At 68.1% G+C, this 25,832-nt stretch carries 23 protein-coding genes; 13 read left to right on the top strand and 10 right to left on the bottom strand.

Annotated elements, in window-relative coordinates:
- The 6 genes from ACWGDB_RS40600 to ACWGDB_RS40625 form a co-directional block, all read left to right on the top strand.
- A partial coding sequence (locus ACWGDB_RS40600; protein WP_453827073.1) for a transposase occupies nucleotides 1-329 on the top strand: 329 nt, incomplete at its 5' end.
- Nucleotides 330-665: 336 nt separating this feature from the next.
- On the top strand, nucleotides 666-1,382 hold the full coding sequence (locus ACWGDB_RS40605) for an AfsR/SARP family transcriptional regulator (protein WP_453827074.1): 717 nt from the start codon (nucleotides 666-668) through the stop codon (nucleotides 1,380-1,382).
- 464 nt (nucleotides 1,383-1,846) lie between these two features.
- Nucleotides 1,847-2,563 carry a peptidoglycan-binding protein gene (locus ACWGDB_RS40610; protein WP_453827075.1) on the top strand — a complete coding sequence of 239 codons (717 nt, stop codon included), beginning with the start codon at nucleotides 1,847-1,849 and terminating at the stop codon, nucleotides 2,561-2,563.
- A gap of 8 nt (nucleotides 2,564-2,571) precedes the next feature.
- Entirely contained in the window at nucleotides 2,572-3,255 is a 684-nt protein-coding gene (locus tag ACWGDB_RS40615; RefSeq protein ID WP_453827076.1) for a M23 family metallopeptidase, read from the top strand.
- Nucleotides 3,256-3,267: 12 nt separating this feature from the next.
- A complete protein-coding gene (locus ACWGDB_RS40620; RefSeq protein ID WP_453827077.1) occupies nucleotides 3,268-3,963 on the top strand; it encodes a hypothetical protein in 696 nt (231 codons plus the stop codon).
- A gap of 181 nt (nucleotides 3,964-4,144) precedes the next feature.
- The gene (locus ACWGDB_RS40625) at nucleotides 4,145-6,235 is read left to right on the top strand and encodes an endonuclease (protein WP_453827078.1); all 2,091 of its coding nucleotides are present in this window, start codon (nucleotides 4,145-4,147) and stop codon (nucleotides 6,233-6,235) included.
- 93 nt (nucleotides 6,236-6,328) lie between these two features.
- Here ACWGDB_RS40625 and ACWGDB_RS40630 read toward each other — a convergent pair whose 3' ends face one another.
- Nucleotides 6,329-6,775 carry a DUF6086 family protein gene (locus ACWGDB_RS40630; protein WP_453827079.1) on the bottom strand — a complete coding sequence of 149 codons (447 nt, stop codon included), beginning with the start codon at nucleotides 6,773-6,775 and terminating at the stop codon, nucleotides 6,329-6,331.
- A gap of 177 nt (nucleotides 6,776-6,952) precedes the next feature.
- Here ACWGDB_RS40630 and ACWGDB_RS40635 point away from each other — a divergent pair, with 177 nt between their 5' ends.
- Nucleotides 6,953-7,660 (top strand): hypothetical protein, encoded by a 708-nt coding sequence (locus ACWGDB_RS40635; protein WP_453827080.1) that lies wholly within the window; start codon nucleotides 6,953-6,955, stop codon nucleotides 7,658-7,660.
- Nucleotides 7,661-7,962: 302 nt separating this feature from the next.
- Here ACWGDB_RS40635 and ACWGDB_RS40640 read toward each other — a convergent pair whose 3' ends face one another.
- Complete coding sequence (locus ACWGDB_RS40640; protein ID WP_453827081.1) at nucleotides 7,963-9,234, bottom strand: pentapeptide repeat-containing protein; 1,272 nt, start codon at nucleotides 9,232-9,234, stop codon at nucleotides 7,963-7,965.
- A gap of 719 nt (nucleotides 9,235-9,953) precedes the next feature.
- Between ACWGDB_RS40640 and ACWGDB_RS40645 the strand changes: the two genes are divergently transcribed.
- Nucleotides 9,954-10,343: a hypothetical protein gene (locus tag ACWGDB_RS40645; protein ID WP_453827082.1), complete on the top strand. Its 390-nt coding sequence runs from the start codon at nucleotides 9,954-9,956 to the stop codon at nucleotides 10,341-10,343.
- 89 nt (nucleotides 10,344-10,432) lie between these two features.
- Nucleotides 10,433-12,565, top strand: a complete 2,133-nt coding sequence (gene fxsT / locus ACWGDB_RS40650; RefSeq protein WP_453827083.1) for an FxSxx-COOH system tetratricopeptide repeat protein — start codon at nucleotides 10,433-10,435, stop codon at nucleotides 12,563-12,565.
- Here fxsT and ACWGDB_RS40655 read toward each other — a convergent pair whose 3' ends face one another.
- Together ACWGDB_RS40655 and ACWGDB_RS40660 are read right to left on the bottom strand one after the other, a co-directional pair.
- Nucleotides 12,566-13,705, bottom strand: a complete 1,140-nt coding sequence (locus tag ACWGDB_RS40655; RefSeq protein WP_453827084.1) for an aminotransferase class I/II-fold pyridoxal phosphate-dependent enzyme — start codon at nucleotides 13,703-13,705, stop codon at nucleotides 12,566-12,568.
- A 159-nt stretch (nucleotides 13,706-13,864) separates the two neighbouring features.
- Entirely contained in the window at nucleotides 13,865-14,128 is a 264-nt protein-coding gene (locus ACWGDB_RS40660; RefSeq protein ID WP_453827085.1) for a hypothetical protein, read from the bottom strand.
- 569 nt (nucleotides 14,129-14,697) lie between these two features.
- Here ACWGDB_RS40660 and ACWGDB_RS40665 point away from each other — a divergent pair.
- A complete protein-coding gene (locus ACWGDB_RS40665) occupies nucleotides 14,698-16,338 on the top strand; it encodes a GMC oxidoreductase (protein ID WP_453827086.1) in 1,641 nt (546 codons plus the stop codon).
- Nucleotides 16,339-16,425: 87 nt separating this feature from the next.
- Here ACWGDB_RS40665 and ACWGDB_RS40670 read toward each other — a convergent pair whose 3' ends face one another.
- The 4 genes from ACWGDB_RS40670 to ACWGDB_RS40685 all read right to left on the bottom strand — a co-directional run bounded on the left by ACWGDB_RS40670 (nucleotide 16,426) and on the right by ACWGDB_RS40685 (nucleotide 19,315).
- Nucleotides 16,426-16,914, bottom strand: coding sequence for a carboxymuconolactone decarboxylase family protein (locus ACWGDB_RS40670; protein ID WP_453827087.1), 489 nt, complete (start codon nucleotides 16,912-16,914; stop codon nucleotides 16,426-16,428).
- 2 nt (nucleotides 16,915-16,916) lie between these two features.
- Nucleotides 16,917-17,993 carry an NAD(P)H-dependent amine dehydrogenase family protein gene (locus tag ACWGDB_RS40675; RefSeq protein ID WP_453827088.1) on the bottom strand — a complete coding sequence of 359 codons (1,077 nt, stop codon included), beginning with the start codon at nucleotides 17,991-17,993 and terminating at the stop codon, nucleotides 16,917-16,919.
- Between the two features lie 235 nt (nucleotides 17,994-18,228).
- Entirely contained in the window at nucleotides 18,229-18,813 is a 585-nt protein-coding gene (locus ACWGDB_RS40680; protein ID WP_453827089.1) for a DoxX family protein, read from the bottom strand.
- Between the two features lie 112 nt (nucleotides 18,814-18,925).
- Nucleotides 18,926-19,315, bottom strand: coding sequence for a VOC family protein (locus ACWGDB_RS40685; RefSeq protein WP_453827090.1), 390 nt, complete (start codon nucleotides 19,313-19,315; stop codon nucleotides 18,926-18,928).
- A 105-nt stretch (nucleotides 19,316-19,420) separates the two neighbouring features.
- Here ACWGDB_RS40685 and ACWGDB_RS40690 point away from each other — a divergent pair, with 105 nt between their 5' ends.
- The 3 genes from ACWGDB_RS40690 (at nucleotide 19,421) to ACWGDB_RS40700 (ending at nucleotide 23,838) form a co-directional block, all read left to right on the top strand.
- Nucleotides 19,421-20,482 (top strand): Lrp/AsnC family transcriptional regulator, encoded by a 1,062-nt coding sequence (locus ACWGDB_RS40690; protein ID WP_453827091.1) that lies wholly within the window; start codon nucleotides 19,421-19,423, stop codon nucleotides 20,480-20,482.
- An 873-nt stretch (nucleotides 20,483-21,355) separates the two neighbouring features.
- Entirely contained in the window at nucleotides 21,356-22,159 is an 804-nt protein-coding gene (locus tag ACWGDB_RS40695) for a serine/threonine protein kinase (RefSeq protein WP_453827092.1), read from the top strand.
- Complete coding sequence (locus tag ACWGDB_RS40700) at nucleotides 22,156-23,838, top strand: serine/threonine-protein kinase (RefSeq protein ID WP_453827093.1); 1,683 nt, start codon at nucleotides 22,156-22,158, stop codon at nucleotides 23,836-23,838. Before ACWGDB_RS40695 ends, ACWGDB_RS40700 begins: the two co-directional genes overlap by 4 nt.
- A gap of 72 nt (nucleotides 23,839-23,910) precedes the next feature.
- Here ACWGDB_RS40700 and ACWGDB_RS40705 read toward each other — a convergent pair whose 3' ends face one another.
- Together ACWGDB_RS40705 and ACWGDB_RS40710 are read right to left on the bottom strand one after the other, a co-directional pair.
- A complete protein-coding gene (locus ACWGDB_RS40705) occupies nucleotides 23,911-25,164 on the bottom strand; it encodes a hypothetical protein (RefSeq protein ID WP_453827094.1) in 1,254 nt (417 codons plus the stop codon).
- A complete protein-coding gene (locus tag ACWGDB_RS40710; RefSeq protein ID WP_453827095.1) occupies nucleotides 25,161-25,331 on the bottom strand; it encodes a hypothetical protein in 171 nt (56 codons plus the stop codon). Before ACWGDB_RS40710 ends, ACWGDB_RS40705 begins: the two co-directional genes overlap by 4 nt.
- Nucleotides 25,332-25,832: the final 501 nt, after the last annotated feature.

The raw sequence follows: 25,832 nt of genomic DNA on the forward strand, positions 1-25,832 counted from the left end.
AGGCCGGCGATGCACCGGCCTTCACCGATGTCATGGCCCGCCTGCGTGTTCCTCGACGACGTGGTCGGCCGCGCACCAGACCGGACATGGTCCTGACGGACAAGGCGTATTCGTCCCGCGCGATCCGCGAGCACCTGCGTCGACGCGGCAGCCGGGGCGGCCGACCACCGGCCTTCGACCGCGAGACCTACAAGCAGCGCAACACCGTCGAGCGGTGCATCAACCGCCTCAAGCAGTGGCGAGGCATCGCCACCCGCTACGAGAAGACAGCCACGATCTACCTGGCCGGACTCCACATCGCAGGCATCCTCCTCTGGTCCGCCCGATAATCCAAACGAAACCGCCTAGAAGCGCACAGCCAGGTCTTCGTGCCCTGAGCCTCTGGACCATCGTGGCTGGGTTTCTCCCACCCTTGCACTCTCCCACCCGCTGCGGAGGTAGCCCGCAATCCATCCCCTCGTTCTGTGGTCAGGGTAGGGCCCAGCTGGGCTGAGCTTGGAGCCGTTCGCCGCGAAGGCCAGCAAGGAAGCCCCTGGGCCGAAGTTGCACCGCTTGTTCGATCGACTCAAACTGATAACGGCGCCCCTCTCGGAGCACGCGCCCCTCCCGGAAGCGCACCGTACGAATACGCGCTGCAAAGCGCCGCACGCGAGGCGATCAACTTGGTGTCACCTCCCCCTCAGTTGCGCTTGCTCGGCCAGTTCCGGCTGGAATTCGGGTCCGAGGCCGTCGAGCTGTGCCGCAACGGCCAACGGATGATGGCCTTCGTGGGGCTGCGAGGCCGGGTGTCGCGCACGGTCCTGGCCGGAACGCTGTGGCCGGAGGTATCCGAAGAGCACGCCAGGGGCAGCCTGCGCACCACCCTGTGGAAGCTCCCCCGCGGCGAGCCGCCCCTGATCCGCTGCTGCGGCGACGACCTCGTCATCACGGCAACCGTGCGAGTGGACGTGCACACCCTCGCCGAAACAGCACTCAGTCTCATCCAGGAGTGCGACCCCCCGCTGAACGGCGGGCCGCCCTTGGCAATGCTGTCGGGCGAGGACCTGCTGCCCGGCTGGGACGAGGACTGGGTGCTCCTGGAGCGTGAGCGCCTGCGTCAGTTGCGCCTGCACGCACTCGACGCGCTCGCCGAGACCCTGACACGACAGGGAAAACCGGCACTGGCACTGGAGGCCGCGTGGGCGAGCGTCCGCAGCGAGCCGCTCCGCGAAAGCGCCCATCGAGCTGCCGTGTCGGCCCACCTCGCTGAAGGAAACCTCGCCGAGGCGGTCCGTCACTACCACGCGTTTCGGCGCCTGTTGCACGAGGAACTGGGCGTCGAGCCCTCCCCCGCGTTCGCCCGCATGCTCCGCCTCCAGGCGGCGCCAATGACGCCAGAGTAACGCGGTGCTGACGGCAGTTCCGTAGCGTCGAATTGACCAACTTCCGCGCGGACGGAAGGACAACGGTGTGACCGCCACAGCGCCATCGAAGCGGTCGTGCGTCGCGGTCGACGACATCGGCACGGAACGACACGGCCTGGCAGACGGGGGTCGACCTGCCGGTGACCAGCCCGCAGATCACCATGCAGGAGCGAGTGACCGCGCACAGGTGCCCGCTCCGACGGCACTCCGCATCACTCTCTCCACCCCGCATCACTCTCTCCACCCGGAGCTCCGAGATCAGCGGCGCCATCAGTGCCCACCGGTCCCCAGGCCGGCCCCTCGCCGCCGTCCAGCCCTGGAGTCTGGATCAACGAGGTCGAACCGCCGACACTGCCGCCCCGCCTCCCGGCCAGATCGCGCGGATACGGCTCTCCATGACCTCACCATGACCCTCTGGGCATGACGAGAGAAGGCGAATTCTCATGGTGGCCCTGTCCAAGGTCCAGTTCGGCAAACGGAACGAGGACGTACGCACCGTACAGAAAGCACTCATAGCCCGAGGCCGCAAGATCCCCGACGGCCCCACCGGCCTCTTCGGCCCCCAGACCAGGGCCGCATACCGCGCCGAACAACTCGCCCAAGGCTTCAAAGGAGCCGACGCCGACGGCAACCCCGGTTGCACCTCCCTCACCACCCTCGGCCGCCACGCCGGCTTCAAGGTCAACTGCCAAGGCGCTCCCGCCAACAGCAACGGCAGGCTCCCGCTCGGCAAGGTGACGTACCTCGATCCCGGCGACAAGGTCGGGGAAGCGGCCATGCGGCGCTATGCCGACAAGGCGTGCGCACTGACCGGAATGGATCCTCGGTTCGGAGTCCCGGCCCTGGCCACCATCGCCAGACGCGAGTCCGCATCGAACCACCCGAAGTTCCGTGTGAACCGGACGGATGCGAACGCGCATGGCCCCATCGTGTCCGACGGCCACCCGCAGAACTGTTCCCGAGGCGCCACGCAGTGCATCCCTCCCACGTTCGCCACGCACCATCAGGCGAACACGGCGACTACGCCCTACGACGTGGTCGCGGACATGTGCGCCACGGTCAACTACGTGCGCGCCCGATACCACGTGAACAAGTCCGGATCGAACTTCGCCGCACGCGTCCAGCAGGCCGATCCGCACCGGCCACCCCACCCGTACTAGGAGGCGTCATGGTAGCCCTGTCCAAGGTCCAGTTCGGCAAACGGAACGAGGACGTACGCACCGTACAGAAAGCACTCATAGCCCGAGGCCGCAAGATCCCCGACGGCCCCACCGGCCTCTTCGGCCCCCAGACCAAGGCCGCATACCGCGCCGAACAACTCGCCCAAGGCTTCAAAGGAGCCGACGCCGACGGCAACCCCGGCTGCACCTCCCTCACCACCCTCGGCCGCCACGCCGGCTTCAAGGTCAGCTGCAAGGCCGCTCCCGTCACCCCCCGTCCCGGGAAACGGGTGCCGTCGCCCGTGCCCGGGCACCGAGTCACCTTCGGCTTCTACGCACGCGGTCCGTACGCCTGGAAACCGGAGCGGGACGGGGTCGGTCGACACACGGGCCAGGACTTCGCCGCCAATACCGGCACACCGGTGGTCGCCGTACGCAACGGCACCATCGCCTGGTCGAACAACAAGGGCGGAGCATACGGGCAGTGGATCGGGCTCCGCGCCGACAACGGCCACATGTACACCTACTGCCACCTCTCGCAACGGCAGGTGAGGACGGGTCAGAAGGTCAGCGCCGGAAAACAGCTCGGACAGGTCGGCAGATCCGGCAACACCACGGGACCACATCTGCACTTCGAGATGTCCAAGAGCTCCACCTGGTCGTACGGCAATGTCGCCAAACCCAGTTGGTGAAGGAGGCCGGTCATGACTCAGCACAACCCCCATACCGTGCCGGTGGACCCGGGCGTGTTCGTGCCGGTCGGTGTCAGAGCATGGCAGGACGGCTACGACGAGGGCATCAGCTCTCCACCGGACGTACCGCGCACGCCGCTGGTACGCGACCCCGACTACGCGGAGGCCTGGGCGGAGGGTGCCCTGGCGGGCAATGCCGACGGGCGGGCCGAGGGCTGGCGGTGGGCCTACTTCGAGGGAAAGGTTCGCCCTGAGCCCAAAGATGAGGCCGTCGGCCGGTACGGGCCACAGGACAGCGGTGAACCGGAAGGGACGACGTTCTCGTTCGCGCACTCCTGGCCGTGCGTCGGCGAGCGGCCGCTGCTCGTGATGCTGAGGCAGATCGCTCCGGGCGAGAGCGGCGGTGACGGTCTTACCGGCCGACTGCTCGCACAGGCCTGCGCGGACAAGGGCGTCCGGCAGCTGTACCTGCCGGTCAACCTGTCCTCCACGCGGCTCACGAATGAGCCGACCGGCGACGCGCTGAACAACGCGGGCTACTGGCACGGCGCCGTGTCCGAGTCCCTGGAGGAGGCCGCACCCGAAGCGATCGCGCAGGTGACGGTCCGTATCCCCAGCTTCGCGGGCCTCGTGCGGTACGCGCCCGCGGCGGAACACAACTTCTTCGACCTGCTGCCGGTGGACGGACTGCTCCCGCCGGAGCGCTAGAGCCGAACCAACACAGACAGCGACCACCACCAGAGGCGCCCGGAGGCAAATCATGGCCACGGCGGAACTCGCTACTGAACGAGAATCAGACTATCTGTCACAACTCACCTTGGCCGCAGCCCGCTACGCGAATCGCACCGAACGGCGCGAGGGGAACCAATCCGTTCTCGAGTCACGTGGCGTGCTGTATGCGGACACCCCAGAGCGGGTCGAGAAGCGGCTGGCGCGTCTGGGTGCGGACTGGGCCATGGCGCGGGCGATCGAGCGAACGCAGACGGAACCGGCCAGCAGCGCGGGGAGCACCTTGCAGCTTCCCCCGGAAGCCTTCAACAGTGACGCGCTGGGGCTGGAGCGCCTGATCGGGCGCAACAACCTCACCCCGGTCGCGTTCCTGGAGGAAGGTGTCCAGGTCTCGCGCTCGGTCGGCCGGATCACCATCAGCGGTCCCGGAGGTGGACACGGAACCGGCTTCATGGTCTCCCCCTCCCTGTTGCTCACCAACAACCACGTGCTGCGCGGCACGCAGGAGGCGAGTCGCAGCAAGGTCGCCTTCGCGTTCCAGGACAGCGTCGACGGCAGCCCGCTCCTACCGGCGGTATTTCAGCTTGAGCCCCTGCGGTTCTTCGTCACCGACCGAGCACTGGACTACAGCCTCGTCGCAGTGGCTCCGCGTGGCGCGCAGGGAGAGGACCTGTCGTTGTTCGGCCGGCTGGTGCTCAGCGAGGCGCAAGGAAAGGTCCTGATCGGAGAGTTCGTCAACATCATCCAGCATCCCCGGGGAGAGCCGAAGCAGATCGCGCTGCGCGAGAACCAGATCGTCGACATTCTGGAGCGATTCCTGCACTACGAATGCGACACCCGTGAGGGTTCTTCGGGTTCTCCGGTCTTCAACGACCAATGGGAAGTCGTCGCGCTGCATCACTCGGCCGTTCCGAAGACCGATGCCGAGGGCCGGCCGTTGAGCGTCGACGGCGGGGTGTGGCGGCCCGAGATGGGCGAGCAGCAATTGGCCTGGCTGGCCAACGAGGGGGTACGGATCAGCCGCGTGCTGGGGGCCCTGCATGAGGTACCCCTGACCGGAGAGGCAGCACGACTGCGGGACGAGGTGTTCACCGCCGGGCTCACCCCGCCTCCCGGGCCGAGCACCCCGCCGATGGCCGCCCCCCTCAACGGCGAGTCCACCATGCGGGGTACCAACGGATCCATGCCAGGTACCAACGGCTCCCAAGGCCGGACAATCACTCATGAGGCCGACAGCACAACCCACTTCCTTCTCCCCCTGCGGATCAGCATCGGCTTCGATGCCCCGTCGGCCTCGTGGGGCGCTGTCCTGGCCCCGCCGCCCGCTCTTGCACCGATGCCGCCGACCGCACCACAGCCGCCGGCCGGTCGACCGGACGTCGTGTCAGCGGTGGAGAAGGATGTCGACGCGGCCCTGATCAACCATCGGGTCGCACGGGAGCGTCCCTACTACGACCGCGCCACGGACGCGGCCGCGCGCGAGGCGTACTACGCGAACATCCGCACCAGCGACGGCGACGCGCTGCGCCGCGCGCTGACGCAGCTGCTGACAAACAGCCACGAGCCCCAGCCCAAGTACAAGCCCATGCGGCTGGTCTATCCATGGGTCGACCTGCACAAGGACGGACGGCTGCGCAGCATCTACTCGGGCAAGGACTTCTCCCCCGAGGAGCTCATACGGGCCGACGCGGCCGTGGCGCAGGCTCGGCTGGCTCGCGTGCAGGAACTCCTGCTGCTGGAGAGCACGGCAGGACCGGCCGAGTTCGAGGCGGAGTTCGACGCACTCGAGGCGTCGATGCCGTTCAACTGCGAGCATGTGGTTCCGCAGTCGTGGTTCGAAAAGAAGGAACCCATGCGCGGCGACCTGCACCATCTGTTCGCGTGCGAGGTCGGCTGCAACAGTTTCCGCGGTAACTTCCCGTACTTCGACTTCCCCGACTTCGAGGAAGCGGTCCGGGATGCGTGTGGGATGCGCGAGAGCGCGGGCTTCGAGCCGGAGGAGGGCAAGGGCGCGGTCGCGCGTGCCACCCTGTACTTCCTGCTCCGCTATCCGGGCCAGGTCGGCGACGCCGCGCGGGAGTTCCCCGAGGACCGACTGCCCGTCCTGCTGCAGTGGCACGCGAGCGAGGCGGTGACCGAGTACGAACTGCACCGCAACGCGGCCATAGCGGAGATCCAGGGCAACCGGAATCCGCTGATAGACCATCCAGAATGGGCCCACGAGATCGACTTCTCCGGTGTCTGGCCCTAACAGGACGACTCAGGTGCGTGGTGGGCAAGAGGCAGAAACGGCAACGTGGTCCAGGCGGTTGTGTCGGCAAGGAGCGGCATGCGGCGCACCGGCTCAGCGGGCCATCCAGCGGTCCATCTCCTGCGCCCGTGTGTCGAGCGCGGTAGCGACGGTGGCTGACGCGGTCCGGGGATTGCCGGGGAGCTGCACGTCGCGCTGGACGCCACCATCCACATGACCGGACCCCGCTTCGGGTATCTCCACCTCGATGCCCGCGCGCCGTGCGAGCGCGACCGCCGTCGCCACGAACCCCTCGGAGAGCGCCAGGATCACGGAGTGCCCCGTCCGGCAGTGCCGGACGACCAGGCCGCGTACGAACTCCGCGTACACGACCGGATCGACCTCGAGTGTGTCCGGGTCGCCCCAATACTTGCCCTGGCCGATTCCCGAGGGCAGCTTGAGTTCCGCCTCGAAGATCTCGACCTGCCGTAGAAAGAGGCGGCCGGCGCCGTTCGACGGATTCCACAGCGTCTCGTCACCGATGTCGAAGTACATGCTCATCGCCGATCCCCCTGCTCAGCCGCCCCGGCACAGGGTAGGAGATCAGGTGGGTGGTGGGCACCTGGGTAAGACGGTGTCTCGGATTCCATGAGCAGTCTAATAACTGCTCATGGAATGACTCCCAGGACCTCGTTGAGGCTCGTACCGTGGGTAGCGGCTGGGTGCCAGGATGCTGCTGTGCTGCATGAGATCGACGTGGTGGAGTGGGACTCCGTGCCGGGCCATCCCGACTGGTATGAACCGGATCGGGCCGCCCATGGTCTACGCGCCCTGGCCGAGGCAGCGAACCTGGTACAGGCGGCGGAGGCGGGCTCGCAGCTCGGCGGCGGTGGGATCGTTCATGGTCACAGTGGCGCGGTGTTCCCCGCGGCTGTGGCTGCGACCCCGCTGCTCCTGGACATCGCCCACCAAGGTCACCCGGCGGCACAGGACACCGCGCTGGGGCTGCTCGATGAAGCTCTGTCGAGCTACCCGCATGCCGGGTACACGCGGGTGACGGCTCCAGACGGCACCGCGGTTCCCATCTGCTGTGCCATCGCCCACCATCTGCGGGATCGTGCCGACTTCCTTGCAGGACGGGGCAAGAGCGGCAAGTCATTGCTGGCCGACGCGGCCGCGCACTGGCGCTTCGAGATCCGCGAATGCATCGCCGACGGCAGCGACACGGCAGCCTTCGGCACCTTGGCCGGCTGTCTCCCCGACGGCGTCCACGCGGCGGAAATGCATCACGCCGGAGCCATCACCATCCTGAGCGAACTCACCCTCGAATACCCGCCCGCGGAGGACTCCCGCGACGCATGCCTGCGCGTGATCACCCGAGATCCGAGCCAACTGCCACCAGGCGCCATGCTGTTTCCGGCGGCATGCGGAGATCGCGTGCACTGAATGGCTCCAGTCCTTCAAAGACCCTCTGGTGCAAGGACCGGCTGCGGTCCTGACGCGGCCAGACACCTCCAGCAGATCAGAGCACATCCGAGGGTCAGGAACGCTTCGGTGCAGCTCGACCTCCCCGGGTGGGCGACCTCCCCGGTCGGCGCCAGCGCACAGCGCAGACCCCCGTTCTGCCTGCAGGAGAACGTACGGAGGTAGGCCGCATCCTCGCGAAGGGTCACGGCCAGTCCGTCACGTCGTACCGAGCCGACGTCGTGGAGGACCAAGTCCGCAACTATCGCGGGGAGGCAGAAGGATTACGTCCCTGACGGATGCCACATGGACGGCAGACTCAACCCGGCCGGCAATGGCGACCCGTCCGTCGGGACCAGGTTGATCGGCGCGACACCCTCCGCGCCGCGGAAGTCGACGCGCCCACCCGAGAACCTCGCTCCGCTGACCATGCCGCCGAATATGACCCGGGCGACGGCAAACTGCGCGGCGCGAAAGTCGACCAGGCCCCCGGAGAAGACCGCGTCGCTGAAGTTGACCATGCCTCCGGAGAAGCGCGCGCGGCAGAAGCTGACCGTACTGCCGGAGAACGACGCGCCGAACTCGACGCTGGCGTCGCCGGAGAAGCGTGAGCCATTGAAGTCGACCGTGCCGCCGGAGAAGTCCACCCTGTCGAAGAGGAACTGGCCGCCGGAGAACCACGCGCCATCGAAGCTGACCGTACTACCGGAGATCTCCGATCCACTGAAAACGATCGCGCTACCGGAGAACTGCGTACCACCGGCGAGGCGACTGCCGCTGAAGTGAACCGTGCCTCTGGAGAACCGCGCGTCGCGAAAGGAGACAGTGCCTGCGGAGAAGTCAGAGCCACTGAAGTCGACGGTGCCGCCGCTGAAGTCCACCCTGCTGAAGTCGACCGTGCTACCGGAGAACCGCGCACCCCGGAAGTCGACCATGCTTCCGCAGAAGACCGAGTCGCTGAAGTCGACCATCCCGCCCACGAAGTGCACTTTCGAGAGATCGCCACCGTCGAACGTGACAGCTGTGAGGTCGAAGTCGTGCCCCCGCCAGGAGTGCGGGTGCTCCTCCTCAAGCCGCAGATGGTCACGGATGAGGCGGATGATCGTGTGCCGCACCTCCCGCAGGGCCACGTACGCGTGCCGAGCCTGTGCATTGTCCGCCGGCAGGTCCGCCTCGACGGTGTACGGCAGGCGAAGGTAAGCGCACATGACGTCAATGCAGGTCTGGCGCAGGCGACGGGTGGGAGCGTCGTCGGCGAGGCCAGCCAGAGCGTGCACCCCGCCGAGGCGCACGGCAGCGGACTCCTCGCCGAGTTGGGCGACAGCAGTGGTGAAGCGCTCGGTGTGCAAGCGGGTCGCCTCCCGCAGGGCACCGTCCTCGTCGACGCGCTGGCGCCGGTACGCCACCACCAGAGCCACCAAGGCACCGGCGCCGGCGACCACGCCGAACGACAGCTTCACCAGATCGAACAGCGTCTGAGACTCAATGCGGGGCTCGGCCTTGAGCCCCCGGGCACCAAGAAGCTCCCACCCGGAGTAGAACACCGCGACCGCCACGAGGACCGCGGCGGTGAAGGTCAGGGCGAGGACCGTGCCGACCGGCCAAAGTCGCAGACCGCGCCGCTCGGCCCGGCGCCGGGGCAGGTGTGTGTTCACATTCCCAAAAGACAGCCCAGACCCGCCACTGGTTGCGGCCGTCGCCGGGCCTCTGAGGAAGTCCGCGGACAGCTGAGCACCCTTCCCCTTCGTTCCCACTCAACGGGGCCGCCCCCGCCGCACCCGTGCCCGCACCGCCACCCGTCGTCCATCCAACGGCCCCTCCGCCACGCCCGGCCCGGTGATGGTCATGTATACGCCTCAAAGGTGCGCCCGCAGGCACAGCGCAGCGCCGCGTACTACGACGTCCGAGCCCGCGCTACGGGCCGTTCCCCCTCTTCGACCGCGTCCAGGACGGTCAGGCGGCCACAGCGATCTCAGTGCCGCGTCCGTGCCGTCCCGAGCCCCGAAAACACCATCCGATCAAGCGCGTTGACATCCTTCACGCCTCGTCAACGACACTTCTCCACTGCGATTAGCCGTCAAAAGCCAGGCACCACCGTCAAATGACGCGCCTTAACGTATTTCGTCCCGAACCTTGTCGGAGACGATTTGGCAGCAAGTGGGCCGTCAGGGTGTTTACTTGTCTCAGGCGACAGCGGGGAGGGACAGTGCCTACACCCGGACTGGAACTAGTGGCCGGAGCGACGGTCGGCTACCTCGTCAGGAACGTCCGGAGAGTGGGCACCCCTCCCGATGCCGAGGTCGACCGGGTCCTCGACGAGAGCATGGACGCCCTGCACGAGTTGGTCAGTGGGGTGGTCGGCGACGATCCCGCCGTCACGCGTCTGCTGGAGCAGGCCGTCGACGGCGAGGTGGCTGAGCGCACGACGCGGCGGGCGACGGACGCGATCGCCGACGTGGCGGAGGAAGATCCCGGCTTTGCCGCCGAGTTGGCAGCATCCGTCGACCGCCTGCAACGCCACGAGGCCGGCTTGGCGCATCACAGCGGCGTCAGCCTGACGCCTGGCCTCCAGGTCGAAACTAGTGGCGTCGTTGCCGGAGGGAATGTCTCGGAAGGAGTGACGACCGGGCACCACCCTTCGCCTCCGGGACCGCACGAGGGCTAAGCGGTTCCGGAGAGACGCCCGCCCAGCAGACGATCGCGGCCGGAACGGCGGCGATCGCCGCCGGAGTCGTTGCCGCGCGCATCGACCATGTGCACCTGGCACCCCCGCCGTCGAACGGACCGGTCACCCGCTCGAGGCCCATCCACGCGCTTCCGTCGCGCAATCAAGCATTCACCGGGCGGATCGCCCTCCTGGAACGCGTCAGCACCAACATGCGACGCGCAGGAGAAGGCGGCGCCGAGGAACACGGCTGGGTGTCGCTCATCGGGATGGGGGGTATCGGCAAGACGCAACTAGCCCTCGAATACGCCCATCGCCACGCCGACGACTACGGCCTGGTGTGGTGGGTGGGCGCCGACCAGCCCGCCGCGGTTATGGCGAGCCTCACCGCCCTGGCCTCCCAGCTGGGGCTCACCGCAGTGCAGCCGTCTCTGTTGATACGGGCCCTCTGGGTGGAACTGGCGGCCAGGCGGGACTGGCTGCTGGTGTACGACAACCTTGACGATCTCGGAGCCATGAACGATCTCCTCCCTCCCGACGGAGGGAAGCTACTCATCACCGGTCGTGATCCCCGCATCGGACGGATCGGCACGCGCATCGACATCACCGAGTTCGAGCGAGACGAGTCGATCACGCTTCTGTCGCGCCGCTGTCCCTCCCTGTCCCCCGAAGACGCCGACCGGGTCGCCGCAGCAGTGGGCGATCTGCCCCTCTCGGTGGAGCAAGTCGGTTGCTTCCTGGACGAGACCGGCCTGGAGACCGCCGACTACCTCACGCTTCTCAAATCCCAGCCGACGGCGAGCGGCCTGGACGACCGCACGGTCTCAGCCCACCCCGGCCTGGTGTCAGTGGTCGTCACCAGTCGTGACCGGCTGGTGACGACTGCCGGGCCGGCTGCCGCCGCCCTGCTCGACCGGCTCGCATTTCTCGCCCCGGAGCCGATCCCGCTGGGCTCCGATCCCACGGTCGGGCCGCCTCGGTTCGGCGTCCAGCTCGGTGACACGGCGACGGCCGCACTGGCCGTCCGCAAGATCGTCACCCTCGGACTGGCCCGACACGCAGACAACGCCCTGCAGATGCACCGCCTCGTTCATACCCTGCTCCGGGCAAGGCTCCCGCTCGCCGAGCACGGGGTGATTCACCATGCCGCCGAGGAGTTGCTGGCCACGGTCACTCTGGGCGACCCGGACACGCCCGAATCCTGGCCGGAGTACGGGCTGATCGTTCCGCACGTCAGGGAGCTCCTCTCGTCCGCCGCAGCCCTACCCGGAATCCAGCTGGACGCAGAGGCGTTCCGTGCCCTGGTCCTGAAGGTGCAACGGTATCTGTACTTCTCCGGCCAATCCCGTTCCGCGGTCGACATCTGCCGGATCACCCGGGATTCCTGGACGGCCCGGCTCGGCCCCGACCATCCCGACACACTCCACTCCGGCTACAACCTCGCGTCCAACCTGTTCGAGCTCGGTGAGTACGCACAAGCCCGGGATGTTGACCAGGAAGTCTGGGATCGGCGGCGCCGGGTCCTCGGCAGGGACCATCAGGACACCATCCGTTCCGCGCACCAGCTCGCTGCCGACCTCTGCGACCTGGGGGACTTTGCCGGGGCGCGTGCCCTGGACGAAGAGGGATGGCGGCATCGCCGCCGCTTGCTCGGCGAGAGCCACCCCGACACACTGCAGTCGGCTCACTACCTGGGCTCCGACCTGTATGAGCTCGGTGAGCGCGAGCGGGCCCGCGATCTCAACGCGGACGTCTGGAAGCGCCGCCGGCAGGTCCTCGGCGAGGACCATCCCGACACACTGCACTCCGCGCACCATCTCGCCTCGGACCTGTGCGACCTGGGTGAGCTGGAGCAGGCCTTGGAGCTACAGCGGTGGGTGCTGGGGCAGCGGCGGCACCGACTGGGCCAGGACCACCCGGACACCCTGCGTACGGAACACTTCCTCGCCATCACCCTCCACCGGATGGGTGAGTATCCCCGAGCGCGGGCGCTGAACGAGGACGTATGGAACCGGCGGCGACGGCTGCACGGTGACGACCACCCCGACACGCTCCGTTCGGCCTACAGCTTCGCGGACGATCTGTGCGCGCTTGAGGACTACACACGCGCCCGCGAACTGCACCGCGACACCTGGATGCGTCGATGCCACGTGCTGGGCGAAAACCACCCGGACGCCCAGCGCTCGGCCCGGGCCCTTGCCGCTGTGCCGCTTCCTCCGTGATCAGCCCACACCGAGCTCGTCCCCAAGCCCGGCAATCACCGCCGAGGCATGGACGATGATGTCCGGGTCGCGCAACAGAGCCATGCGAAGGTGCCGTCGACCCAGGTGCGGTGACGACCAGTAAAACCTCTCACCGGACAGGACATGGACGCCTCGCTCGGCGAGCAGCCTGCGGACGCCCTCTCCATCCAGTCCGCCGGCCGCCACCTCCAGCCATGCCAGGCCCAGCTTCTGAGTGTCGTCCGTCCTCAGGAACGAACCAGGGATCCCGCTCTGAAAGAGCGTCCTGTTCTCCGCGACCAGTTCGCGTAGATAGTCGCCACCATCGGCCTCCGCGAGACACACGAACTCTGTGATCAGCCGGACGGTGAAAGGCGAGAGGTGCAGAAGGAAGTCCGAGTGCATGCCGACGACGGCGCTGACCAGCCTCGGCGAAACGCTGAGGAAGGGTGCCTTCAACTCGGCCGCAGGCCAGACCTTTCCTGTGTCCTCGATCACAACGCAGTCGATTCCAGAAGTAGCGAGGATCCTGTAATGGTCGTAGACCTCCTCGTCGGACAGGTAGACCCGGAAGCACCCGTCCAGAACGAGCAGCTTCCCCTCGGCCACGCAGTACTCGACGATCCGGGTGAATGCCGCCTCACTCACCACCGTACCGGTCGGATTGTTCGGGCTCACCAGGAAGATCACGTCCGCGGTAAGCGTCTCGAGCAGCGCCTCCAACGCGGCTGTTCCGTCCGTCAGTACGGTCTCCGGAAACGGCTGCAGGGGTACGCGGTGGCGCCGCAGGATGTCGGCGATGTTGTCGAAACACGGCTCGATCAGGGCCGCGGAAAGCCCTCTGAGGCGCAGCAGATTGGCTACGATCTCGACGGCCATCGAGGCGGAGTATGACATCAGCCCGGTGAAGTAATCCGGGATGTATGACTGCCCCCCGAGCGCGAGGTAGCGTCGTATGTACTCGGCCTCGGCCCGCTGCCCGCCCCTGCGGTCTGACTCGGCGAAGAAGCGCGCCGATTCGCCGATGATCGCAGATTCGGCGGGTGTCCAGGAGCGGAAGGCGTGGCCATCCGACAGGTTGTGCTCGAAGGGGAGAGCGTCCACCTCCTCTTGCGTGAGATTGCGCTCGATCACCGTCACCCCTCGTGTGTTCAACCGACCGTCGCTGTCAGGGACCGCTTCTAATCGTCCCTCTTCGCCCTTACCATCCGCAAGCTACAGCTATGTCAACTTAACGGCTGTTCGCGGTTGTTGAGTACGGTGCACCTCTTGCGGCCCGTGCCGGTCGGGCCAGGTTCATCAGCGCCTTGCCGAGCGTGCGATCGAGGTGGCGGTCCTTTCGTCCCTGGTGGCGATGCCGCGGAACCCCTGGAGCCGGTTGAAGCAGCGCTCAACGATGTTGCGTTGGCGGTAGGTCTGCCGGTCGAACGCCGGCGGTCGTCCGCCGCGGCGGAAGTGGTTGAGTCTGTGTCGCTGCTGGTCGACCTTCTCCGGGATGGTCTGCGCGATGCCGCGTCGGCGCAGGTAGGCCGGGAAGCCTCGGGCGCTGTAGGCCTTGTCCACGATGACCTGATCGGGTCTGAAGCGAGATCGACCCGGGCCGGTGCGCGGGACCCGAATCCTTCCAGAAGGGGGCGTGCGCAGCTGCTGTCGTGGCGTTGGCCCGGTGTCACCAGGATCGCGAGAGGCCACCGGCGAACGTCGCAGGCGGGTTGCGCCGAGCAGGGCGGCCCAGGCAATGGGCATTGCCCAGCAGGCGATCGGCCGACGGAGCGCCGCTGTAGTCCATGACCCTCTCGCGTACCGACTCTGACGGCTCGTTGGCGCACTGGGAGCACCGATCGGTGAAGGGCGCTCGCCAGGTTCGCGGTTCCAGCCTGGGGAGTCCTCGGCTGGGTCGCGGTGATCGCCTCCTGCGTCGGGCACGGCACGCGGTTGGACTTGAAAGGGATCAGTTTCGTAGGTAATGGTTCGCGAGTTTGGATCGATACTGAAGAGGCAGATGCGTTATCGGTCTATTCCTGATGCGGGAAAGCCGAAAACGGCAGTTAAGTTACCCGCACGTTTCTCGTGACTTGTTTCGCGATTCCCAGTAGAACTCGTTTCTGTTATGCGAGAGAAAGGGGATCTACGTGGACTCCAAACCACCCCGAAAACTGGAGGGAAGAGGCCCTTCCCGCCGTCGCTTCATTGCTAGAACTTGTTCTATTTTTGGCGCCGCCGCTCTGGGCACATTCGACCTGCCGGCTGCTGCCGCGCTGCCTGAGGAGCCCGGTCTGATCGAGCCCGGTGCACAGGTCAACGCACTCGTGATAGGCACCGGGTACGGAGGGTCCGTCACCGCGCTTCGGCTCGCTCAGGCCGGCGTGGATGTGCACATGGTGGAAATGGGCATGGCTTGGGACACTCCGGGGACGGACGGCAAGGTCTTCGCCAACACCACCACACCGGACTACCGGTCCTTCTGGCTGCGCACACGGACCAAGCAGCCCCTGAGCAACTTCCTCGGCTTCCCGCTCGACAGGGACGTGCCGCGATACACCGGCATCCTGGACGCCGAGGAAATGGGCGGCATCGTGGTGTATCAGGGGCGGGGTGTCGGGGGCGGCTCCCTCGTCAACGGCGGCATGGCGGTGACACCCGAGCGGAGCCGCTTCCCCGGAGTACTCCCGTCGGTCGACGCCGATGAGATGTACGACGTCTACTACCCGCGAGCGAACAGCACCCTCGGCGTCACCACGATCGACCCCACCTGGTTCGAGACGACCGAGGCCTACCAGTACGCACGCGTAGGCCGCAAACACGCCCAACGCTCCGGTTTCCGCTTCATGTTCGTCCCCAACGTCTACGACTGGGACTACATGAAGCAGGAGGCCGCGGGGGCGGTGACCAAGTCGGCGCTGGCCGGCGAGATCCTGTACGGCAACAACCACGGCAAGAAGTCGCTGCCGAAGACCTACCTCGCACAGGCCCGAGCAACCGGCCGGGTCAGCATCTCACCGCTGCACAGGGTCACCGCGGTGACGCCCGCCACGGGCGGTTACTCCGTGGCCATGGAGCAACTCGACACGAGCGGAGCCGTCACCGCCACCAAGACCGTAAGGGCGCAACGGGTGTTCTTCGCCGCAGGCAGCGTCGGCACCAGCAAGCTGCTGGTGCGTCTGAAGGCGACGGGCGCGCTGCCCGGCCTCAACAATGAAATCGGCAGAGGTTGGGGCGAGAACGGCAATGTGATGTGCGGCCGGGCCAACCATCTGTGGGACCCGACCGGGGCGCTCCAGTCGTCGATCCCGACTGCGGGCATCGACAACTGGGCTGCAGGGGGTGCGTTCGCCGAGGTGGCGCCGTTGCCGACCGGTATCGAGACCTGGGCGTCGTTCTATCTGTCGATCACGAACAATCCGCACCGCGGTCGGTTCACGTGGAACGCGTCGGCGGAGAAGGTGGAACTGGACTGGCAGACGGCGTGGAAGCAGCCGTCGATCGCCATGGCGAAAACGATCTTTGACAAGATCAACGCCAAGGAAGGGACCATCTACCGCACCGACCTCTTCGGCGCCTACAAGATCTGGGGCGACCACCTCACGTACCACCCGCTCGGTGGAGCGGTCCTCGACAAGGCCACCGACAACTACGGCCGCCTGCACGGCCATCCCGGCCTGTACGTGATGGACGGTGCGCTGATTCCCGGCAACGTCAGCGTCAATCCCTTCGTCACCATCACCGCGCTGGCCGAGCGCAACATCGAGAAGATCATCGCCGGGGACTTCTGAGCGTTGCCACGTGCCGTGGGCGCCGCCCCGAGCGGAGCTGTGGGCCGTGGCCGATGTGCCCCGGCCCGCAGTCCTACGCGCGCCTCCTCAGGAACCCTGCGGCGACGGCAGCACACAGACGCTGTCGAGCCCCAGCACATGATTGAGGCGGCCGAACGCCAGCCAGGAGCCGATACTCATACTCAGCTCCACGATCTCCGCCTGGCTGTAGTGCGCCTTCATCCGATCCCAGAATTCGTCGTCCAGATCGTGATGGTCCAGTGCGTAGCGCTCCGCGTACTCGGCGGCCAGCCGTGTTCGTACGTCGAAGGAGTCCGTGATCCGCCACTGGGTGACCGCGTCCAGGAACCCCTCCTCGACCTTCTCGCCGTCGCGTTCGGTGCGCCAGTCCAGACAGAACTGGCATCCGTTGATCTGCGCGATGCGCAGGCGGGCTGCCTCGAACTCGCGCAGCCCTAGGGTCGTGTACTGATAGACGGCCATGGAAAAAGCGCTGGCTGCGTGGCCGATCTCGGGCACCAGGTCGCCCCAGACGTAAGGGATGGGTTCGGCGCCGTCGGGGATGTCGATCTGCATGATCACTTCTTTCCCAGTTTGCCCACCGCGGGGCGCAGCGGGATGTCGAGTGCGTCGTAGAGGCCGGGTTGGGCCTCGGCGAGCCAGTCGATGGCGTTCACGAGGCGGCCGGCTGCTGTCGCGTTGCCGCCGGCGGCTCTGTTGTGTCCCTCGTCCGTGGCTTCGACCGTGACCTCTATGCGGGGGCGCCCTTCGATGATCACGCGGTGTGCGCCCGCTCCGCCGTCCGGTGGTGTGGGCCAGTCAGGGGCGCAGCCGGCGTGGATACGGGTGATGTGCTCGATGACGATGCGGGGCTCGCCCTCCACCACGCCCTGCACCTCGAGCCGTACCGCTCCCTGGGTGCCGGCCGCGAACTCCCCCATCGTTTCGGTGACGACGGACGTATCGAGGGGGCGGCGCTCCAAGGTTTCTTCGATGCCGTCGAGTTCGACGCCCAGGGCTCGTGCCATCATCCGCAGTTGTCCGCCCCAGATCATCGTCGGGATGCCTTCGGCGAGCATCAGGGGCTCGTAGTCCAGAGGGTGTCCCATGCCGATCAGGTGGCGGACCGCTTCCTCCTGGTCGTATGTCGAGTAGTCGAAGATCTCCTGGCAGCGGACGGCGTCGATGTCTGATCCCAGTCCGCTGATCAGGAGCGGGAGTACGTCGTTGGCCCAGCCGGGGTCCACGCCGGACACGAACAGCGAGCCGCCGCCGGTCTCGACGGCTGCCAGCAGTACGTCGCGGATCTCGTCCGGTGCGTTGGTGCAGTCGTACATGCCGTACAGGGATGGTGTGACGACCACGGCACCGGTGCGGAGCGCGCGTGTGATGTCGTCGATGGCGCCGTCCAGGCGGACGTCACCGGAAGCCGCGTACACGACCGCGCGGGGGCTTTCGGAGAGGATCCCGTCCACATCGTCCGTGGCCGCCACGCCCAGGTGCCGGTCGAGTCCGCTGAGTTCGCCCGCGTCCTTGCCGATCTTGGCGGGATTCGACACCAGCACGGCCACCAGGCTGAGCATCGGGTGTGCCGCGACAGCTCGGATGGCCGCGCGACCGACATTGCCTGTGCCCCAAACCACCGTGGGAATCATGGGCGGAGGGTAACTATGCGCCCTAAAAGTTCCCATAGCCGTGCAAGAGGAATCGGGCCCAGCGGCCGGAGGAGTTCGGCGCGGATGGGGGTGTGCTCGACCGGCGGCTGGGTTGGGGCCCCGGTCCGCGCGAAGGAGTGGGGTGCGGGCGTGCCGAACGTGACTCAACGGCCTTTGTACAAGCGTAGAGCGGACCACTACTTGTCTCTGCGGGCATTGCTGGGGCATTCATCTGCTACGGCGGACTCGACGAACTGGATGATGTCCAGGGAGTGCGATCTGGCGCGGGTCCGAATTGCGGATCGCCGTGGTCTTCGGCCTCGGCCCGGCGGTGGTCGCGGGGGCGAGCGCTGGGTGAGGGCTCCGCGGGGGTCTCCGTTGCTGTCCGGCTGTGGCGGGCCAGCACGGTGATGGTGGCTGCCAGGAAGACGGTCTGCAAGGCGGTCCGGGGGCCGAGCTCGTCGTACCAGGGCACGTCGCCGGTGGCGGCGTACACGTTGGCGGGGAACATGGCGACCAGCATCACGCTGAGCACGGCGGCCGAGAACCGGGTCGTTCGTGACCACAGCAACCCGAGGGCGCAGGCGAATTCGGCGATGCCGGTCAAGCTGACGAGCAGGCCGGGGGCCGGCAGGGCGGGCGGCACCATGGCGACGAGTTCGTCGCGCATACCGACGAAGTGCGCACCGGCGGTGAGCGTGAACATGGCTGCGAGGCCACCGCGCAGGGCGGTGGTCGGCCGACGGAGCCGTATGGCCCCGAGTGCCCCGGCGAGCAGCAGCAGGCCTGTGACGGCGACGAGTGTGACGAGCGGTTCCATGCCGGGTCTTTCTGCCGTGGCGGATGTCGTGGTGGATGCCGTGAAGGATGTCGTTACGGCCTGTCTTGGGAGTGAGGGGCCGAGTCGGCGGGGCGCTTGCCGCGTCTGCCGGTCAGGCGGTGTCGTCGGCCACGGCCGCGGCCGACCTGCGCACGGTGTCGGGGTCGATGTGCTGGATCTGTACGACGACCCCGTCCGGGTCGGTGACGCGGATGCTGCGGCCGAAGTTCTCCTCGACGAGCTCGAAGGGGTAGCCGTTGTGTTCGAGGCGCTGCGCGACCTGTGCCAGCGGTTCGTTTGTCGTGAAGCCCAGTTCGGTGGTGCCGGGTGGCCGGCCCTGCGAGACGGCTGCGGCGTGGATGCCGACGGCGCCGGCGGCGGCGGTCAGGCGGACCCAGACGGCAGCGCCGGGCTCTTGGCGGACGTTGAGCCCCAGGCCGACGTAGAAGTCGCGAGATGCGTCGACGTCGGCGACGTATCGGATGGGAAGGACGGTCAGCATGGTCTGCCTTTCTGCGGTGGGCTGCCGCCAGCGTCCTCCCGGGTGCTCCGCCGCGCGCTGTAGGGTCGCCGGGTTGGACGTGTTCGGACGTTTGGAGGGAGTCTGGTGGCGCAATCGGTCACGCTCGACGCGCTGGACCGTCGTCTGATCCATGCTCTCCAGATCGACGGGCGTGCCTCGTTCAGCCGAATCGCCGCCGTGCTCAACGTCCCGGAGCGCACTGTCGCGCGTCGCTACCAGCGGCTGCGGTCGGCCCTCGTGGTCCGGGTGGTCGGGCTTGTCGACAGCCGGCGGATCGGCATGCTCGACTGGTTCGTCCGCATCGACTGCACGCCGGACGCCACCGATGCGCTGACCGCCGCGCTCGCGCAGCGGGACGACACCTCGTGGATCGCCCCGCTCGTCGGCGGGCCACGGCTGACGTGCATGGTCCGCACGCCTGGCGCGGAGGCGGAGGGCGGTCGTCCGCTCTTCGACCACTTGCTGCGGACCCCGGGAATTCGAGATGTCGAGGCGGGCTGCGTGCTGCGGCCGGTCGCCGGGGTCGGTGGCTGGGCGGGCCGTACAAGCGCGCTGGAGGCGTCCGAGCAGGCCACTCTCCTCGGCTCCGCGCCCGAGTCACCGCAGGGACCGGACGTCGTTGCCGAAGTGTCCGGCTGGGGTGAGGCGGAGGCGCGGCTGGCGGGTGAACTGGCCCTGGATGGCCGGGCGGACGTCGCGCAGCTGGCCGCTGCCACCGGGTGGTCGGCCTCGACCGTGCGGCGCCGTGTCGCCGGGCTGCGGGCCGCTGGGGTGCTGCATTTCGAGGTGGATGTGAGCCCGTCATACTTCGGCTTCCCGGTGGAGGCGCTTTTGTGGCTGGAGGTGGCGCCTGCCGCGCTGGGCGAGGTCACGCAGGCGCTGTCACAGCATGCTGCGGTCGCCTTCGCTGCCGTCATGACAGGCCGGGCGTCGGTGTTCGCCATGGTGCAGTGCCGTGACACCGGCGCTCTGTATGACTACCTGGCCGGCGAGTTGGGCGCTCTGGCGGGCATCGGCCGAGTGGAGAGCGCTCTTGTTCAGCGGCGCGCCAAGCGGGCGGGGCCGCTGCTGCTGCCGGCGATGGCGGAACGCGCTGCACGATTCGCGCCTCGGGGGACGGTCTACGGGGCCGGCCGGATCAGGTGACGTCTCCGTCGGATTCTCCCCGTGGCGTGGACGCAGGTTCTCCCCGTGCGTGGCTGGGTAGGGGCGACGAGCCAGCCGTGGCTGTGGGTGTGGGTGAACTGCGCGAGTTGAGGGCCGGGGTCGGCCTTGAAGCGGCGGGCTGCCGTCGATCCGTGGGGAGTCGTCGTCGGCGTTCCTTATGTGGCGGCTCTCGAAAGGCCGACGAGGCTGGGGCTCCTTCAAACTGCGGGCAGGCCTACGTGCCGTAGCTGCGCACGCCGGACGGGGAGTCCGCTACGGGCCTACCCCGGCAAGTGACCGTCGCGGGCAACACTCCCAGGCCGACGTGCGGGGGGGGCTTCTCCGGCAGCAGATGTCCGTTCGAACTGGCCGACCCCGGTGGAAGATTGACATGCCGGCCCTGGCCGGGGCTCGCGCTGTTCGTGGTGGGTGACTGACCTGGAGAGCTATGCCTGTGGGATCTCACCGGGTGGTTCCCATACCCGACGCGGCTTGGCCGCCGCGGCGGGGACATCATCGCCCTCGCCGATGGGCGATTTGTATTGCGAGCGCTCGGGCCGCCGCCCGCGGGCGTGCCGCTCTGCGCAACGCCCCGCTGCTGTAGGGCCCTGACGGAGTACGGACGCGGCATCGGTATCCCAGGCTCTTGCGTTGCTGCAGGTCAGCTGGGGAGGGATGGTTCCATGGCCGGGCGGCGGGTGTGGGAGGTTGCGGCGGCGGCTGTGACCGGTGATGCTCTCGGTGTCGCGCCGACCATGGCTGAACTGACCATCAGTCGCCGGGAGTTGCGATGTGGGGTGCACGTATCGCGCCGGGCCGGCGGTAACCGGTACCGCCTACAGTCCTGGCGATCATTTCGGGGGGAGAGTCGGCATGGAAACGATCATTGTCCAGCCGTCCGGTCCGGTGCGGCCGGGTGCTGCCGGGGCGGGCGGGGCGGGCGGGCCCGGGTTGCTGTACATGGGGCCGGGTGATGTGGCCGATTTCGGGCGGGGGCTGCCCGGTGGCGGGGACGTGTCCATCGTCCTGCCCGATCCGGGGATCTCCCGGCGGGCGGGGCGGCTCGAGGCGGCCGAGGACTACTGGCGGTTGTCGAACTTCAGCAGTGACTGCGCCTATGTGGTGGAGAACCTCGAGGGTGCCGGTGAGTACATCACCGTTGCGCCTAGAAGGCTTGGGGCGCCGGTGCCTTTCGAATTCTCCCGGGTTGTGCTGCCGGCACTGAGCGGGACCGCGGAGTTCAAGGTGTTCGCCCCACAGCACGCCTTTTTGGATGAGCGGTCCGTGCCGGGTGCGGGTGAGCAGACGGTGCTTCCCTACGCGCTCGATGTGACGGCCAAGTATTTCCTGGTGCTGGTGGCGTTGTGTGAACCGCGGCTGCGTGAGGGGTCGGACGGGGCACTGCCGGGGGCCGGGGACATTGCGGAGCGGCTGCGTCCGCTGGAGAGCTGCCGCGGTCTGACCCGTTCCGCGGTGAACTACCACATCGACTACCTGGCCTTTGCGAAGCTGCGCCTGGACGTGGGTGAGGAGTCCGGGGCGGACGGCAATGGCCGTACCGGCGCCAAACGTGCCCGGCTGGCCATGCTCGCTCTGCGGTTCGGTCTGGTGCGCGAGGAGCACCTCGCGCTGCTGCCGTCCCGTAGGCGAGCTGGGGCACAGGGGGCTGGGGCGTGACCCGGTCAGGCGCCGGGGACGGCGCGCTGGGGGCATCAGGGGACAGGAGTGGTCCGCTGAGGGCATCAGGGGACAGGAGTGGTCCGCTGAGGGCATCAGGAGACGAGAGCGGTCCGCTGGGAGCACCCTGGGCCGGGGAGGACGCGCTGGGTGCACCGGCGCCGCGCCTGCCGGCGGGCTTCCGTATCGAGGGCTGGGAGCTGGATGCGGTCATCGGCTCCGGCGGCTGGGGCACCGTGTACGAGGCCCGGTCGGTCGCCGACGGTACGACGGTGGCGATGAAGGTGCTGCCGACCGGCGGTCTGGCACCTGGCCAGCGTGCCGCGCTCGGTGAACTGGTGGCGCGTGAGGTGCGGTTCAGCACGGAGGCGGACCATCCGCACCTCGTACGGACCCACGCCGTGTGCACCATCGACGTGCCGGAGCTGCCCGCGCTGGACGGCGCGATCGCGCTCGTGATGGACCGTGCCGAGGCCAGCCTGCGCCAGGTCCTGGACGCCGCCGAGACCGGCCGCCCGGTCCCCGACTCGGTACGCCTGCTGCGGGGTGTTGCTGCCGGGCTTGCCCATATGCACGACGCCGGGTGGGTGCACGGTGACCTCAAACCCGCCAACGTGCTACTCGGCGCCGACGGCGAGGTCTGGCTCGCCGACTTCGGCCTCGCCACCGAACTCGACGGCACCCACGCCCACATGCCGCCGCTCGGCACACTCGACCATCTGCCGCCTGAGTGGTGGTCCCAGCGCACCGGCGCCGACGGGTCGGTGGTCCGGCCGACCGCCGACATCTGGGCCTTCGGTGTGCTGGCCCATCAGGTCCTCACCGGTGGCCTTCACCCGTTCTCCGGCGCCACCGCCCGCGCCCGCTCGCTCGCCGCGCAGGCCTACGCCCGCGGCAGCGCCCCACTGCGTCTGGACGCCGGGCTCGAGGAGGACTGGCGCCGACTTATCGGGGACTGCCTGGCACCGGACCACGCAGCCCGCCTCCCGCACACCGCCGCCGGCCTCGCCGCCCGCATCGACGCCCTTCCAGGCGGGCGTGGCCGTCGGCGTCGGCTGCTGCCGGCCACCGGCGTTGCGCTCGCCGGTGTCGCGGTGGCCACCGCCGTCGCAGTCGCCGGGTTCGCACTGTTCGGCAGCCACAGTGACGAGGATGGTGACCGCGGCGGCGGGCGTGGCACGCCGGCCGCCGTCACGGATTCGCCCGTCGTGGCCGCCGGGGAGATCCCGCAGGACTCCGACGTACCGGAAGCGCTGCGGCCGGTCATCGTCAGTGCCGCCCGACGCTGCACCGACGCCGAGGTCACACCCGCACTGCTCGCCGCGCTACTCAAGGCGGAGAGCGGCTTCGACGCCAACGCGGCCCGCCCGGCCACCGACGAGCACGGCATCGCCATGTGGACACCCTCGGTGTTCCGGGCCTGGGCCGTGGACGGAGACGGCGACGGGGACAAGGACCACCTGTCACCGCCGGACGCCATCCACACCATGAGCCTGTACGTGTGCTGGCTCGACCAGCGATTCAAACAGGCCCGACTGCCCGCCGAGGACCTCCCCGCGCTGATCGCCGCCGGCTACCGCACGAGCGATCGGACCGTCATCGAGGAACGCGGCGTTCCCGAACGCGTGCGGCCGCACGTGGAGAAAGTGCTCCGTTTCCTCGCCGACTACGAGCGGTGAGGAGACGGCCGCCCTCGCACCAACCCAAGCACCGCGCGGCCGCGCCCAACAGCTCCTGGGCGTCCGCCGAGGTCAGCAGTCCTTGACGTCCGGCAGCCGGTTGCCGGGCGAGCTCATGAAGATGTTGGAGACCCAGCCGCCGTACTGAGGCAGATAGGCCCACCAGTCATTGGTGTACGGCGGCACCTCCACCTCCTCTCCCCGCGCCTGGCAGCCCACCAACACCTCAGCCCCGGAGGGCAGTTGCGTGATCGGCGCATTACGTGTGGACGGGTCGCGGCGGACGTTCACATGGCTGCTCCACGTGCCGTACCACCACCCGGCAGGCCGCGCCGCACCCGGAACATCCAGCGAGCGGGTCAGCCGGCCGATGTCCGTGAACGCCTTCCCGTACGACGTCCCGACCGGATGGAGCGTGAACACCGCCACGACGAACCGGTCACCCACGCCCACCGTCCCCGTACTGTGCAACGCAGGCCGGGTCAGATCCACGCCCGCGGCAACCGGAGCCTGGTCCTGGTGCTGGGCCCGGGCGGCCTGGGCCCGGCCAGTTGACGCGGTCGCCGTCTCCGCCGTACGCGGCGCGGCCACCGTCGTGCCCGGCGGGCCGCACGTGCCCTCCTCGTACGACGACCCCGCCCAGCCCTGCTTGATCGCCCACGGCTTCTCGAAGGCCCCGGCAATGCCGAAGTGCTGGTCGAAATCGTCGGAGGCGCAGCGGGTGGACTGGCGCAGGTTGCTCATGACGAAGTCGCGTACCGCAGCCGGTGCCGAGTCCAGGAGGTAGCGGTAGATGGTCACGGTGTCACGGGCCGAGAGCGAGGCATAGCCCCAGTAGCCGTCGTACCCGGCGGGCGGCCCAACCGTGTCCTTCAGGCCGAGACGGCCGGCCATACGGGTGATGATCGCCGGGCCGCCGTTCTGCGACCAGTAGTAATTGGCCGCGTCGTCCCAGCTGCTGCGGAGCATCGGCTCCAGCCAGGCCCGGTCCGCGGCGGGCACCGTGTAGTCGGGGCCGCGGTTCCACAGGAAGTCCAACGCCAGCAGCAGTTTGACGACGGAAGCCGACCGGAAACGCAGAGTCGTGTTGAGCTCCTCGGTGAAAGTACCGGCCTGCCGATCGAACACGGCAGCCCCGGCGGTGACACCGTCGGGTATCTGGACTGACGCGGGACCGGCCTGCGCAGCCCGCCCGGCAGGGGCAACCATGGCGGCATCGGCGTCTGCCCGGGCTCGGGCATTGGTGGGGGCGTTGGCGGCGGCGGAGCCTGCTGCAGCACCGATCAGCAGCAGCGCGGCGGCGGAGGCGAGAAGGCGACGCTTCACTGGTGGTGCTCCCTGAGCAGGATCGAGTTGATCGGGGTGAGATCGACGCCGTACGGGCAGCCGGCCCACGAGCCGCCCTCGGCCTGAGCCTGGCCGCCGCCTGCCAGGACAGCGACGGTGGTCAGGGTAAGCGCGGCAGCGCCATTGAGAAGTCTGCGCAAGGTCATGCCTTTCGCGATGAACAGTGAACGGTGTGGCGGCCGGTGCACGGCAGCGCAGGGGCGGGGAGGATGGGGTCTTCCGCCAGACAGAGCAGTGGGCCCTTGAACGCCCGCGCTCCAGCCAGGACAAACGCGAGCCCTCGTGAACCCAGCCTCCGCACCGCCGTCCATCCGCAGCCGGAGCCCGTGCCGGCTACGCGGGCCGGACAAGGACCACGCCGGCAGCGACCACGCACAAGGCGGCAGCTGCGGCGAGCGCGGAACGGGACAAGCCACACCCATCGATGCCATCCTTCCTGTCTGCGAAGGATCCCCCTGCTGCAGCCGGGAGTTGGAAGGACACTCGAACCCTAGAAAACAAAGCGGCACCAGCGGCCCTGACAAGTGACAGGGTGACAAGGCCACTCCTCACCTAGGGTCCGTCTTCAAAGATCATCGGAGGGTGGATCATGGTGGGGTGATACGACGCCATGAACTCACCGACCAGGAGTGGGAGTTACTCGCTCT

The sequence above is a fragment of the Streptomyces sp. NPDC055013 genome (assembly GCF_053608645.1).

Excerpts from the sequence above, each read along its gene's own strand:
- ACWGDB_RS40610 (WP_453827075.1), top strand. The coding sequence starts at position 1,847 with ATGGTGGCCCTGTCCAAGGTCCAGTTCGGCAAACGGAACGAGGACGTA.
- ACWGDB_RS40615 (WP_453827076.1), top strand. The coding sequence starts at position 2,572 with ATGGTAGCCCTGTCCAAGGTCCAGTTCGGCAAACGGAACGAGGACGTA.
- ACWGDB_RS40620 (WP_453827077.1), top strand. The coding sequence starts at position 3,268 with ATGACTCAGCACAACCCCCATACCGTGCCGGTGGACCCGGGCGTGTTC.
- ACWGDB_RS40630 (WP_453827079.1), bottom strand. The coding sequence starts at position 6,775 with ATGAGCATGTACTTCGACATCGGTGACGAGACGCTGTGGAATCCGTCG.
- ACWGDB_RS40670 (WP_453827087.1), bottom strand. The coding sequence starts at position 16,914 with ATGCAGATCGACATCCCCGACGGCGCCGAACCCATCCCTTACGTCTGG.
- ACWGDB_RS40675 (WP_453827088.1), bottom strand. The coding sequence starts at position 17,993 with ATGATTCCCACGGTGGTTTGGGGCACAGGCAATGTCGGTCGCGCGGCC.
- ACWGDB_RS40680 (WP_453827089.1), bottom strand. The coding sequence starts at position 18,813 with ATGGAACCGCTCGTCACACTCGTCGCCGTCACAGGCCTGCTGCTGCTC.
- ACWGDB_RS40685 (WP_453827090.1), bottom strand. The coding sequence starts at position 19,315 with ATGCTGACCGTCCTTCCCATCCGATACGTCGCCGACGTCGACGCATCT.
- ACWGDB_RS40695 (WP_453827092.1), top strand. The coding sequence starts at position 21,356 with ATGGAAACGATCATTGTCCAGCCGTCCGGTCCGGTGCGGCCGGGTGCT.
- ACWGDB_RS40710 (WP_453827095.1), bottom strand. The coding sequence starts at position 25,331 with ATGACCTTGCGCAGACTTCTCAATGGCGCTGCCGCGCTTACCCTGACC.